At 43.3% G+C, this 13,609-nt stretch carries 8 protein-coding genes and 1 pseudogene; 8 read left to right on the top strand and 1 reads right to left on the bottom strand.

Annotation, left to right across the window (positions count from 1 at the left end):
• The first annotated feature begins 84 nt into the window (after positions 1-84).
• The 8 genes and pseudogenes from NtB2_RS00335 to bcaP all read left to right on the top strand — a co-directional run.
• The gene (locus tag NtB2_RS00335) at positions 85-2,727 is read left to right on the top strand and encodes an LPXTG cell wall anchor domain-containing protein (protein WP_109244959.1); all 2,643 of its coding nucleotides are present in this window, start codon (positions 85-87) and stop codon (positions 2,725-2,727) included.
• 59 nt (positions 2,728-2,786) lie between these two features.
• Positions 2,787-4,475 (top strand): O-linked N-acetylglucosamine transferase, SPINDLY family protein, encoded by a 1,689-nt coding sequence (locus tag NtB2_RS00330; RefSeq protein WP_109244958.1) that lies wholly within the window; start codon positions 2,787-2,789, stop codon positions 4,473-4,475.
• A 308-nt stretch (positions 4,476-4,783) separates the two neighbouring features.
• Positions 4,784-6,715 carry a beta strand repeat-containing protein gene (locus NtB2_RS00325; RefSeq protein WP_109244957.1) on the top strand — a complete coding sequence of 644 codons (1,932 nt, stop codon included), beginning with the start codon at positions 4,784-4,786 and terminating at the stop codon, positions 6,713-6,715.
• 47 nt (positions 6,716-6,762) lie between these two features.
• Positions 6,763-8,067: a class C sortase gene (locus NtB2_RS00320; protein ID WP_109244956.1), complete on the top strand. Its 1,305-nt coding sequence runs from the start codon at positions 6,763-6,765 to the stop codon at positions 8,065-8,067.
• Positions 8,064-8,786, top strand: a complete 723-nt coding sequence (locus tag NtB2_RS00315) for an LPXTG cell wall anchor domain-containing protein (protein WP_109244955.1) — start codon at positions 8,064-8,066, stop codon at positions 8,784-8,786. Before NtB2_RS00320 ends, NtB2_RS00315 begins: the two co-directional genes overlap by 4 nt.
• 14 nt (positions 8,787-8,800) lie before the next feature.
• Positions 8,801-9,187 (top strand): hypothetical protein, encoded by a 387-nt coding sequence (locus tag NtB2_RS00310; RefSeq protein ID WP_109244954.1) that lies wholly within the window; start codon positions 8,801-8,803, stop codon positions 9,185-9,187.
• Positions 9,188-9,959: 772 nt separating this feature from the next.
• The gene (locus NtB2_RS00300) at positions 9,960-12,296 is read left to right on the top strand and encodes a beta strand repeat-containing protein (RefSeq protein WP_125194923.1); all 2,337 of its coding nucleotides are present in this window, start codon (positions 9,960-9,962) and stop codon (positions 12,294-12,296) included.
• Positions 12,297-12,811: 515 nt separating this feature from the next.
• A pseudogene (gene bcaP, locus NtB2_RS00295) lies at positions 12,812-13,213 on the top strand (branched-chain amino acid permease BcaP); the annotation flags it as partial.
• Between the two features lie 47 nt (positions 13,214-13,260).
• Here the strand turns inward: bcaP and NtB2_RS00290 are convergent.
• Positions 13,261-13,605: a hypothetical protein gene (locus NtB2_RS00290; RefSeq protein WP_109244951.1), complete on the bottom strand. Its 345-nt coding sequence runs from the start codon at positions 13,603-13,605 to the stop codon at positions 13,261-13,263.
• Between the last annotated feature and the right edge of the window lie 4 nt (positions 13,606-13,609).

The raw sequence follows: 13,609 nt of genomic DNA, 5'->3' as shown, positions 1-13,609 counted from the left end.
CGTCTTTTTGTCCCCAAAAGAGTGTTTCTCCTAGTAAGGAGAAACACTAACATTCCTAAGCAAAAATAAAAATGAGGATTGCCTATGAAATACATCAGCATTCATGAAAAAGATTATGTTGCAAAACAGCAAAAACTCGCGAAGTCAGCCGAAAAAAAGACCTCGCATTTTCGCGCATGGAAAGTCGGTAAATCATGGCTTTATGCAGCAGCAAACCTTGTTTTTGTTATCTCAAATCCACAGCTTGCAGATGGTACAGCAATTTTAACGCACGTTACGGTTCAAGCATTTTCTGCACAAAAAATCTTAGCCAATCTCACAGGCGTACCTGTCCAAGCAGATGCTGCCCTTCCACCATCTCAAAGTACGATGACTTTTCCTTCGCACGACCCTGGCGATCCAAACTATTCAATCGTAGGGAGTGGTGTGACATCTGGTTCAAGTTCAGCAACAGAGAGCAGTAATTCAACGATGAGTGCGACGACAAACTCGATCATCATGACAGGACTTACGTCGACTTCACATTCAACATCAAATACAAATACCAATACAGCAGCAACAGGTGTGACAGGGACACAGCTGCAAACCCAAGCGACTCAAGCGACGACAGATTCAACGACAGGAAGCACGACAGAAACTAACGGTGCAACGACTGCTACGACTCAGTCCACCCAAAATATCTATAGTAGCAGTACGCTAGAGAGCACCCAAACCACAGGGACGCATTATGGTTCAGCTTTTAGCTCAGGATCGACTTTAGACAGTGGGGCGGCGATGACTTTTGAGACGGGTGTTGCTACAGGACAAACCCTCTACTCGACGAACTCGACAGGAGTGACACGGAGTAGTAATTCAAATATCACCGATACTGCGTTTACTTCTATAGGTTCGATTCAAAGCAATATGACCTCTCCAGATGGGGGTGGTACTTTTGCTTCAACAAGTGGGAGTTCAGAGACAGGCACAAGTATCTCAAATAGCACGTCGACTTTAATGACGGGTTCTACAAGAGTTTCTAATTCAAATTCTACAAATCTAGTAGTGGGTGGTGCATCAGCGGAAACTAAGGTAAACTCTACTAATAGCAGTAATGGTATTGGTAGTGCGAGCACGACAGCAATAACAACGGCATCTACTGTGTCCACTGATGATAATTTTGAGACTTATACCACCATCTCTTCAGGCACAATGAACGTTTCAACCCTGGAGGACGTAACCCAGGTGACTGCTCAAAGTGGTTATAGTTTTAGTAATGTTGCAGGTTGGGCAACAGAAACAACGAGTTCACAGTCTTCTCAGACCTATGGTTACACGACGATTACATCAGGTTCGAGTTCAGGTGTGACGGCAAGCTCAGATGCAACTGCTGGCACAGCGACTTACTCGACGTCATCGTCAAATACAGGGTCTAATACTGCCAACACAGGAAATATTTCAGGCTCTACCCAGATGACCGGTTCGTCATGGACCAACACCTTCTCTTCTGGGACAACAGCATCGACACAAATGTCGGGAACGACTTACTCGACAGGAAGTAGCTCATCAGGTGCGAACACCGACTACTCAGGAAATATCTCTCAAACACCACTTTCGACAGGGGCAACGACCAACACTATCAGTAACGGAACGATTGAGAGCGGTGTTTGGCAGTCGATTTCGTCATCCGAGTCTTCTTGGTCTGAAGCGACGTGGATTTCTTCAATGGTTGCAACAGATGAAGCCACAGATAGTAGCAGCACGACAGGAATGACAAATGGACCATCAGGCTCTACCTTTACATCAAGCACATCACAAAACTCAAATTCGAGTGGTACGACGAACAGTTCGTCATCTTCTAGCTCTACTGGCTCGACTTGGACGACAGGCTCTACTGGTTCGACCAACTCAACCTTTAGCTCAACCTTCTCAACAGCTAGCTCAACCACGAACTCGACAGGTGGCACAGGCACAACAGCCAGTACAATGTCTAGCACAGGCACGACGAACTCAACATTTTCATCATCTGGCACGACAGGTAGCTCATCAAGTGTGAGTAGCGGTTGGTCAGAAGGAACAAATACTGGTCTGACTACTAGCAATAGCTCTAGTTCAAGCAGTACAGGTGTGACATCTAACTCGACAGGCTCGACGAATTCATCAGGCACGTCAAATTCATCAGGCTCAACTTGGACAAATACCTATTCATCTGGCACGACTGGCTCAACTTGGACATCTGGTTCAAGCTATAGCACCGTTTCCAGCTTCTCCTCTGCAACAACTAACTCAACAGGTGGCACAGGCTCAAGCACTTGGACAAGCGAAACGACTGGCTCGACAAGTACCACAGGTTCGACATCTGGCACATGGGTAAGTAGCTCGACAGGCTCATCATCAATCTCAAGTAGTACGCCAAGTGATTCAACTCCACCAACGAATCCAACGAATCCAACAAATCCAACGGATTCAAGTTCAACACCGACGAATTCGACAGGCACGACAGGTTCAAGTTCAACACCAACGAATTCGACTGGTACAACAGGTTCAAGCAGTAGTCCGACTGCTTCTACGGGAATGACGACAATGGTGAGTAATAAAACACCAGCTTCATCAGGCGCTGTCCTGCCAAAAACAGGAGATAATTCCTTAGATAATACTCTTAGTATGGTGGGTGGTGCAGCATTTGTCGCAACAGCCGCAGGATTATTACTTAAAAAACGTAAAGGAAAAGCTAAACTTAAGAAAAGTTAAGTTTTGATAAAAAAGGAAGCTCCTGAAAATGGGGCTTTCATTTAATAGAGGAATAAAATATGGCAACAGAAGAAGAACGTCTTAGAAAACGAAATGAAGACCCTGACTTTTTGTCTTTGGTTCGTGCCGCCGATGAAATGTATATGCGCAATGCAAATAAAGCCAATCATGTTTCTTTAAAACGTGCGGTTGAGTTGTATCGCTCAGCTTTTAGCTATCTTGATGATAGTTTTGAGTTTGATAATTGCGAGCTTTATCGTAAAATCGGAGATTGTTATTATGCGATGGACGATATGGACAAGGCGCGAGTAAATCTGGAAAAAACGCTAGAATACTCAACAACTAATCCGAGCATTTATATGCGTTTGGCAAGTATTTATTATTCTTTTGACCAAGATAAGGGTATTGAGTACAACGACCGCGCTTTTCAGTTGGATAATAACTTCTCAAACTATGGTGGACGAAATTTCCTGACAATCAAGACAGATGCTTATACACAATTAGGAATTAAAAATAAACTCGAAGAGTATGCCAGCGATTGGCCAATGAAGTTTCAGGCGAATGGGACGGTTTATACTTATGAGAAACCAGCAGACGCAGAGGAACGTAAAGCAATGTTACATAAAAAGTTGCGGATTGGTTATATTTCTTCTGACTTCTATAATCACACGATGATGAGTTTTATCTTACCGTTGCTAGAACATCATGATACTAAGAAGTATGATATTATCTTGTATTCGACTGTTGACCGTCAATATGATGACACAACGACACGAATTATGGCGTGTGGCAATCGTTTTGTTGATTGTAGTAAGTTGAATAATTTTGACTTTGCGAAACGTATCCATGATGATAAGGTCGATATTCTGATTGATTTGGGTGGATTTACGCACAATCGTAGCTTTGCCATGCTTTTTAAGCCAGCACCTATCCAAGCGCAATATATGGGATTTTTGAACACTTATGGCTTTAAAGAAATTGATTATATTATGTGTGATGAATTTACTATTCCTAAAAATAAGGCTGACCTTTATACGGAAAAACCAATGTATATCAAAGCTGGTATGGATAGATTTAACTTTACACGCAAAAATATTGATTTGCCAGAAATTACGCCACTTCCAATGGAGAAAAATGGCTATATCACTTTTGGGTGTTTCAATGATATTTCTAAAATCACGACGTCAACGATTCGTTTGTGGTCGAAACTGTTGCTTGCTGTGCCTACGGCGAAACTTTTGATTTATCGTTATGGTCCGCAGTTGACTGATGATAAGATTGCACAGTTGAAAGAGCGTTTTAGAAAATTTGGGATTTTGGAAACACGTTTAGAATTTTCTCGTGAAGTGCCTGATATGCACTTTAAGGCTTATTTGAAAGCTGACGTCGGACTTGACCCAACCCCATTTGGTGGGCTGTCGATTACGATTGAGGCGCTTCATATGGGCTTGCCAACTTTGACAATGCCTGCTGAGGGAATGCAATCGCGAGGAACTGCGCGAATTAATCGAATGCTCGGTATTGATGGTGCTTTTACTGCATCAGATGAAGAAAGTTTTGCTCAGAAAGGGAAAACTCTGGCAAATGATATTGAATTAGTGCGTTTTTATCGTGAAAGCTTGCGTGAAACAGTTGAAAAGTCAGCACTCAAAAATGACTTGGACGGTTTTGCACGTTCCGTTGAGGCAGCTTATGAGCGAGCTTGGGCGGATTATGTAGATGTGAAGTTTAAGAATGATAATCATTAAAAATAATGGCTCTTTGTCAAATCGTGTGGGATTTAAAATCTCAAAGATAATAGGTAACCTCGGTTGCCTATTTTTTTATATGTTCATAAGGAATACCCGTTTCCTAAAGTTTCTAGGCTCTATAATAAATCGTGTGGGACATTTCCCGCACGATTTATTATAGAGCCAAAATAATTTAAAAAGTCTGTCAAAATTTTTGGTGTCCAGTTTCTTGACTTAATGTCATTGAAATATAAAAAATTGTGATATAATTAAAAATGAAATAATTGATTTATTTTGTTGGCGAATAACAAGAAGGAGAAATACAGATGGATTTCAAAAAAATGAACAAAAAATTGACGGTCGCAAGTGTAGCATTACTTACTTTTGCAAGTCTTGGAGGCCTGGCTGGACTTAAAGTCAATGCCGCTGATAGAGATTCATCAGACGGTGTTTCTAATGGTAATATTACAATCTATGCACAGTCCGCAGCTGGTAATATTTCCAAAACACAAAATATTACTTCTGGAACTGATGACGCAGGTATCACAAACAGACAAACACCAGCACAAGCAGGTAACTCAGGTGCTACTAAAAATGACGGGACAGACCAAAGTTCTCTCGATAGTACAGCTGATATGGCAAATGTCACTTTTACGGCGACTTTGCTTGATACATCTGCTGGTATGCCAACTCAAAGTGCAGATGGTACAATTAATATGAATGGTGCAACTTTAACGTCTACATCAGTACCTGCTACAACAAATGCTTCAGGTGTAGCCAACTTTACAAATCTTGCAAATGGTTATTATATCATTAGCCAGACAACAACGGTCAATGGGATTACAACAGTTGGGAACTTTATCGTACAGGTCAATAATAACGATACCCAAGCAGGGCTTGTCAATGTTTATCCGAAATTGGATATGTCGAGTTCATCAGGTCTTGGTGATGTTGCGACGACAAATGCTAATGATAACTATAATGGTGCTGGTAATACGCCAAATGAGATTAAACTTACTGGTATAAATGGTCAAACGATTAGCCAATCGACTGTTGCAGATCAATCCCTCACAAATAGTTCTACTGATAATAATGGCTCAGGTAACATGGGAAATGTTGGTGATGACAATGCTAATGATGGCACTTGGTCAAATAGTGCCGATAGTGGAATTACAACAACCGCAGCTGCTGGAGATACAGTCAACTTTAATGTCAATACAGTTTTCGACTCATCTCAAACAAGCAATGGAGATGGAACAACAGGGGTGACAGGCTCATATGTTATCACTGATACTTTGCCAACTGGGGTGACTTATAATACATCAAACCCTGTTGTGATCAACGTTACAGATGGTTCGGGAAATCCTGTTCCTGTAACATTGACAGCTGGAACAGACTACACAGTCACAACAAGCGGTCAAACAGTTACTATCACTTTGCTTTCTTCTGGACAACAAAAAGTTGCTGCTGCACTTGGTAATGCTGATGGTGCTTTAAATGTTGTTATTCCTACAACTGTCAATGCTGGTACCGTAGGCTCGCTATCAGATAAGGCTTCAACAGCAATCACAAATGCTTATGGTGCGGTTTTGGCAACGAACAGTACGACAGCTAGTTCAACGCTTAATGTTGGTGGTGTTGCACTTTCAAAAGTGGCAGCAGGTCAGACAACAGCTGCAAATGGTGGTCTTAATGGGGCAGTATTTGCTCTTGTGAAAGCTGCTAGCTTATCAGATGCTCAAGCACTTGCAGAAAGTTCAACTTATAGTAATGGTACTTTGACAGCTGGGGCTACATCTACTAGCGCAGAATTTCTTAATGCTGATGGAACAACGGTTGCTGCTGGAAGTAGTCCAACGACAGTTTCCTCAACAAATGGTAAAGTGGCGACTTTCACGGGACTTAATCTTGTGGATAGTAATACTGACCGGATTAATTCACAAAACTATTATGCAGTCGAAATTGTATCGCCAAATGGTTATACTTTACCTGACACAAATACAGGGGCTAATGTCTTTGCAGTAACTGCGGATACAACACCAGCAGCTGACGGTAGCTCTACAGCTAATACAACTTATTATGAGGGTGGAACCTACACACCAGGTACAAATGATAACGTCATTACCAATAACAAACCCTTTGCCTTACCATTTACTGGTGGTGAAGGTCTTGCTGCTATTGTAATTGTGGCAGCAGGGGCAGGCATTGCTGGATTTGTTATCCGTCGTCGTCGTAATAACGAAGAAGAGCAAGCATAATTTTATGAGGGTTGCAGTTAAGAATTTATGAAAGGAAGGCGGATAGGATGAATAAAAAACCTAAAAAATCCGCTAGAAGTAAACATTCCATTCGTAATATCTTATCCACAATCCTTTTGCTTACTGCTTTGGGGGTACTCTTTTACCCGATTGTCGCAAATTACTTGGCGTCACAACAGGCAGTCAAGTCTGTTCAAAATTTTAATTCAGAACTTTCAAAGACAAGCAAGTCAAAAATAACAGAGATGTTAGATCAGGCAAAACTCTACAATGCTCGTCTTTACAATGAATATGTCTATGACATGAGTCAGCATATTCCTTGGTCTGGAAAAATTCCAGATTACAATAGTACGTTAAATATTGATAAATCAGGCATGATGGGTTATATCTCAATTCCACAGATTACGGTCAATGATGTGCCTATCTATCATGGCGATGCAGAAAGTACACTTGCTATTGGGGTCGGTCATCTCTCGCAGACGAGTTTACCCATTGGTGGTACTAATACACATACTGTCTTGGCAGCGCACTCTGGACGGGTCAATGATACACTTTTTAGTGATTTAGATAAGTTGAAAAAAGATGATGTTTTCTATCTTCATACCTTAAATCTTGATTTGAAATATGAAGTGATTAATATTAAAGTCGTTAATCCGAGCGATGTTTCAACTTTGGGGATTATCAAAGGTGAGGATCTGGCGACACTTGTGACTTGTTATCCGACGGGGATTAATAATGAACGGCTCTTAGTCACGGGAAAACGGATCGCACTCTCAAAAATAACACCGACAGAGCGAATCAATCGAAATCAATTTGGCTATCCTTTTTGGGTTTTTCTGATTTCTATCTTTTTGGCTCTTTTGGGAATCGGAGCGCTTCTGCTCTGGATTTTGAGAAAGCGTGCTCCATTTTATCGTGCCACTCTCACGGCATCAACACATCTGACTTTATCAAAAGATGCCAGAGATGGAGAATTTGGCTTCGGAATTTATCTGACCAGCAGCAAAAAGCTGGCCAAATATCAGGCACAAGCTTTAGGAGAGGGTGCCGTCATCAATTATTATCGTTTTCAAAGGGAGAAAAAAGAGTTAAAATATCTGATTTATCATCAAAAGACTGAAAACTGGCGTAAATTTGTCCAGCAGCAGGTCGCGAACACTTATGAAGGAAGAGAGCATGATTATGTCAAGGGCCCGCATGATCAGACAGCGGTAAGGATCGGACGTGCCCATCGGCAGCTTGTCGTGCAAAGCGAGCAAGCCCTTGAACATCTCACGTATCTTCGCTCTTATCCGCTTCCAACGAAAGAGAGTCAGAAAAAGAGAAGAAAAAATGGGAAGGAGGAGAAATGAGAGCAAAAAAGTATCTCCATCAACTGATCATGTTTTTCGTATTGTGCGTTAGTCTAGGAGTCGCAAGTATCACGCAAGCAGCAACGCATACGCAGACCGTGACGATCGTCAAATATGGGCTCTCAAATGGTGCGACAGGTTTTCAAGAAAGTCAGACCATCAATACGGGAGAAGAGATCAATCATCTTCCTGTCTATGATAATACGGGAAAAGAGTTGCGCTTGATTCCGGGGATTACTTATGTGATTCAAGAAATCAGAGCAGCAGGATCAGAGAAGATCGATCCTAATGTAGCATCAACGTATCAATCTGTTGGCGCACCGAGCCAGATTTTGACTGATCAGAATGGACAAGCTTCACTCCAGCTGGCTGATGGCATTTATCTGGTGGAAGAAGAAGCGAATCCTAGTAAAGGCCTTCTTTATCCAGCCAAGCCGCTTTTGATCGAGCTTCCAGTTTGGAGTGAAGCTAATCACGCTTACCTGGACACGCTCACTCTCTATCCGAAGTCCAGCGTCGAGGCACAACCGCCTTCAGGAGGTAAGACACCACAGCCACAGCCGAATCCTAAAGGAGAGCATGAAGGAGGAAAAAACGGTACTTTAAATCAGCTATTGCCGAAAACGGGAGGTGCAGCTCAGATTTTTTGGGTGTTAGGCGGCTTTCTCAGTCTGCTTTTCGCCGTACTGCTTAGAAGACGAAAGCATCAGAAAAATTAAGAAGGGAGGAAAGGATGTATCATTCAAAGCATGAAAAGAATAACGCTCAAAAAAAGAAATCTACTGAAAACCGAAAACCCTCCTGTGTCTCACGAAAAAAGGAAGACAGCATCGTTAGGAAATGTCCAGAAAACGAACTTCCGTACTTGGAAATCAGGGAAAAATGGCTATATGCTTCTTTAACAGTCGTGCTTTTTAGCGGTGGTGTGCTCCCTGCATTCACTCCTTTTCTAAATACTCCCATCCAAAAAGTGAAAGCTGCGACCACCCCTGCCAATGGGCAGTTAACAGCTGGAGGGACGGCTGATACGGGAGATCATACTTATCAGGCGAGTGACATTACCCAAACAGCAAACTGGACGTTAGGGGGGGGCTTCTGCGTATGGAGCGTCATCGGGTGAGGGCTCTAAAATGGGGAATGCGCTCAACTTTACTTTAAAGACGTCCCCTACTTATACGACAGGATTTGCCTACTTCAATGGGGCATCAAACATGACAATGTCGGCAGGCTTTACTCTCTCGGGAATCTTCCAATCTTCGAAGTCAACCACTGCAGGTGATGTCGCTTCAGGTACAAACGGTCCTTTTGGAGTGGGCGATGGGATGGGCTTCTTTCTTACACCCGCATCCAAAACGCAGATGTCAACAAATTTCAACAATGCACCGATTCCTCCAATCGCAGCTGATCCAGCCTGGGGGAATCCGACAACTAACCCGAGAGGCGGTGGTCTTGGCATTGCTGGATTGACTAATTCAGTTTTTGCGGGGCGTGATTTTTACAATAATACCACAGGTTATGGGACAGGCTATGCTTTGGGACCTTTAGATGGTTCAGATGGAGCGGGTGGAACTTCACAAGGAACGACTGGCATCGCAACACAAATCTCGATTCGGACAACAGATGGAACAGGAGCATTAGTTCGTACGGGCTATGCCACTAAAGCGGCGCCAGGTTACCCTTTTACGATGGTTCCAATTCTTAATACTGAAACACAAACATTGCCCACCACTCAGAATGAAAGAATAACGATCACGTGGGCTCCAAATGGTAGTACCAATGCACAAGGACAAATAACTGGCACACTTACCCTAACTGAGCAGCCATTAAATAGTAGTTTTGCAACGAAGAATTCAGCTGTAACGACCAGTCAGACTATTACGGTCAACTCTACAATGAATATCGGAGCTTTTGGATCTACAGGGGGACTGACAGGAAATCTCTCGCTTGATTTGAGTTCGTTGACATTTAGCGGACAAAAAGGAACAGAGCCTGTTATTGTCAATTATCTTAATAATAGCTCAAAGGCAGTGATTGCGCCAAGCACAACCATTACAGCGAACATTTCTGATATTATTGGGACAGCTGCTGCGGCTACGACGCCGTCAACTGTCAATGCCACAGGGAACAGCTATAACTTTGTTCCTCCAGCCTTGGCAGGCTATACAACGACTTCCTATGGAACGGCAGTAACGGTGCAGAGTTATGATCCGACAGTATCAAACAATCCCAATGTTATTAACGTGGCTTATACTCCACTCACAAATAATGTACTGACTTTTAGTAATGCTTCTGGGAATGCAGCTTCCTTTCCGACAGTGACTTACAATAATTTGACGACGGGAACGGCAATTCCTTCAAGTGTGACAACAGACTTAACAGGAAAGATTCCAGCGGGCTACTATATCTCTGCTATTAAACAGGGCACAACAACTATTGCTTCAGGGGGAACGACATCAGCGACGCTAAACGGCCTAACAGTGGCAGGACTTACGGTTGGTGCAGATACGTCAGGGACAGGTGCGAATGCTTATACCGTTGTCCTGAGCGCTCAGCCAACTGCGACTGGCACCTATACCTATGCGACAGGGGCACTCAACACACCAGCAGCCCCTAGCTTTGGTAGCTATCAGGGCGATGTTGGCACGGCACTACCGACCACGACAATCAATACAACAATGAATGGAAAAGTGCCGGCGGGCTATTATATTTCAAGTATTGCTGGGACAAACATGACGACGGTTACTGGGACACAGACGAATCCTGCACAGTTCCCAACGGGGACAGCTGCGCCTACCTTTGCAGCCTCAGGCAATAGCTATACAGTAACGCTTGCTCCAATCACACAAAGTGTTACCTTTAACTATCAGTTCAGCTCAAGTACAGGCGGACTACCAGGGGAAAAGGATACACCAGGTGCCAATGGTGTGGCGGGCAAGCTCGTCACAGGCGCCGTGAGCGGTAATACGAGCTGGACGGGCACGCTTCCAAACTCAACGACCGTATCAGGTGCAGTTGGAAGCGTCGTTCCGACGCAGACCCCCGTACTGCCTGCGATTTTCCTTACCTCAGGTGGGACAGCAGGCTGGAAAAATCCTCTGCCTAACGGTAATCTCACTTCGATTAGTTCATTCAATGCTCCTTACACGATTTGGATCAATACTAATGATGGTTATATTTGGGCACAAACGGGTACTTATACTTATACAGCTTATACTGCCGCAACTGGCGCGGTCGTATCTGGAAAAACAATGGGAGGTACAGCAAATGGTCAAACTGCCATGTCAATTTTCCAGACTTCGACTTCTGCTAACGCTATTTATAAAAATTTTCTGGCAGCGGCAGGCAACTATACCTTTATCGTCGTCCCTAATCAGGCAACTCTAAAATGGACCATCAGTGATGCCAACAATCCAAATGATCCTGTAAATGGTACAAGCGGAAACACTCAAAATGTCTCTGCGGGAAGTCTGCCAGATGTCACGCAGCAAGCTATCACAGCAGCAGGATATGCGAGTGCTGCTGATATGGCAGCAGCTGGGATCAAAATCACAGGTTACACTTGGCAGGGGAAAACCTTTAATGTTGCCGATTACGGTTACTCGCTGAGCGCCACCTATGCGGCGATGCTGGCGACTGCGGGAGGGCTTAGCGCTCCTAATCAGACAGTCACGATCAATGTTGCCTCTGATAATACTGCTATTAGCTCAAACGCAACGAACACGATTCCAAAAACAGCCAGATATACGCCAGTCACAGACATCACCTCAGCACTGGATGCTGATGGCGGAGATGATAATGGTGATGGTGGGGAATCTGTCAATGGTGCGCCCGTTGGCGTGGTGATTATAGGGAGCGACAGCAGTAATAGTAGCTATCTCTATATGGGAAATGCTACAGATAATGTCCAAGCAAGCAGCAATCCGATGGAAAACGGCAACTACGCCGAAACTTTCTATGCGCTGACTTTGCAGGGAGTCACAGATTATAACAACTGGCTTGCGAGCAACCCAAATGCGACGGTTGGAGATTTTATCCAGAGTGGCGCTGCACAGGCCAGTGATTATGTGATGAGCACAACAGCGCTGATAGTAACGGACTTTTCACTTCCTTTTACAGGAGGTGCAGGACTTGCAGGGCTTGTCGCTCTTGCTGGTATAGTGACTGCTGGATCTGTGGCCATTAGAAAGCGAAAAAAACAAGAAGAAAACATCAATGAAGAAGAACGCTGAACCCATTATTTGAAGCTGTTTGCTCTATTTTGAAGGACGATAAAAAAGAACGGTAATGCGACTGCTGACTCAAAGCAATGTTCTGAGAAAGCAGGAGGAGGCGTTCTTTTTTTTATCGGCTCAGGTAAAGAAGTGAGTGAAAAGCTTTTGAATGGTGCGTTTTAAATCAGTCTGAAATTAAGGAATTCTAATTTAGACTGTATTTTATCGGAAAATGAAGTAAAATGCGATAATATTTTGACAATTTGTCCAAAAAAGATTACAATGGAAAATAGTTTTCAAGAAAGGAGTCAGGAAGTCAGGTTCATAAGATTAAAAAAAGTGAAACATCTTATGAAATTTTTGAGCGCGAGATTTTTCAAGAATGAAAGCAGGATAAAAGTGCGATTTTATGAAATGTGAAGAACGTTTTCAGGGTGGAAAATTAGCGAGAGCTAATGAAACAGAATGGCTGAGGTTAATTCGTTTTTTTGTGATTATTTTTAAATTTATTCGGAAATTTTTGGAGGGATTAAATGAATTTTACGAGACGCGCGAGTTTTGATACGTATCATCAAAAGGATAAAAAGTTAGAGCAAGTGCTTGGTACAAGAGATTTTCTGGCCTTGGGTGTTGGAACGATTATTTCGACATCAATTTTCACTTTGCCGGGGATCGTTGCTGCTGAATATGCCGGGCCGGCTGTTGTTTTCTCTTATTTGATTGCAGCGGTGGTAGCTGGGCTTGTAGCTTTTGCTTATGCTGAAATGTCAACGGTGATGCCTTTTGCCGGATCGGCTTATTCTTGGATTTCGGTCCTATTTGGTGAAGGCTTTGGCTGGGTTGCCGGCTGGGCGCTATTGGCAGAGTATTTCATTGCGGTAGCTTTTGTCGGTTCAGGTTTTTCTGCGACGCTGCGCAATCTTTTGGGACAGCTTCAAGTTTTCTAATTCAAACTGCGAATATTTTTTCAATCCCATCCCTCTCAACTTCCAAAGTAAATGATCCCTGTCTCCAAATGTTCACCGTGGTGCGCCTCTTCAATCAGATGCGTGATTTCCCAGTAATCATCAAACCCTTCTTGCTTTCCTTTCCCTAAAGTGATGACTCCTCGATTCTCACTTTTACTTCCAATGAGTGCCTCACCGCCTAGCGCCTTCCACCAATTTGGCCGACAAACTTCTCGACAATAAACCTCGCCTATCGAACCCAAAGGACTATTGTATGCCTCTGGATCATAGGTTTTTGCTTCCTCATTAAAAGCGACAACGAGTCGCTCCCATAGAATCGCAGCAATATGCGCCTGCCGTGCTTGATTTGCTTTATTCATTTCA

Source organism: Lactococcus termiticola (genome assembly GCF_003116835.1).
Classification (GTDB): domain Bacteria; phylum Bacillota; class Bacilli; order Lactobacillales; family Streptococcaceae; genus Lactococcus; species Lactococcus termiticola.
Note: the sequence above shows the minus strand (reverse complement) of the source record. Positions and strands in the feature narration are given on the sequence as shown.

What these genes read in the sequence shown, in the direction of transcription:
- NtB2_RS00300 (WP_125194923.1), top strand. Translation starts at nt 9,960, where the DNA reads ATGAATATCGGAGCTTTTGGATCTACAGGGGGACTGACAGGAAATCTC.
- NtB2_RS00310 (WP_109244954.1), top strand. Translation starts at nt 8,801, where the DNA reads ATGTATCATTCAAAGCATGAAAAGAATAACGCTCAAAAAAAGAAATCT.
- NtB2_RS00320 (WP_109244956.1), top strand. Translation starts at nt 6,763, where the DNA reads ATGAATAAAAAACCTAAAAAATCCGCTAGAAGTAAACATTCCATTCGT.
- NtB2_RS00335 (WP_109244959.1), top strand. Translation starts at nt 85, where the DNA reads ATGAAATACATCAGCATTCATGAAAAAGATTATGTTGCAAAACAGCAA.
- NtB2_RS00330 (WP_109244958.1), top strand. Translation starts at nt 2,787, where the DNA reads ATGGCAACAGAAGAAGAACGTCTTAGAAAACGAAATGAAGACCCTGAC.
- NtB2_RS00325 (WP_109244957.1), top strand. Translation starts at nt 4,784, where the DNA reads ATGGATTTCAAAAAAATGAACAAAAAATTGACGGTCGCAAGTGTAGCA.
- NtB2_RS00290 (WP_109244951.1), bottom strand. Translation starts at nt 13,605, where the DNA reads ATGAATAAAGCAAATCAAGCACGGCAGGCGCATATTGCTGCGATTCTA.
- NtB2_RS00315 (WP_109244955.1), top strand. Translation starts at nt 8,064, where the DNA reads ATGAGAGCAAAAAAGTATCTCCATCAACTGATCATGTTTTTCGTATTG.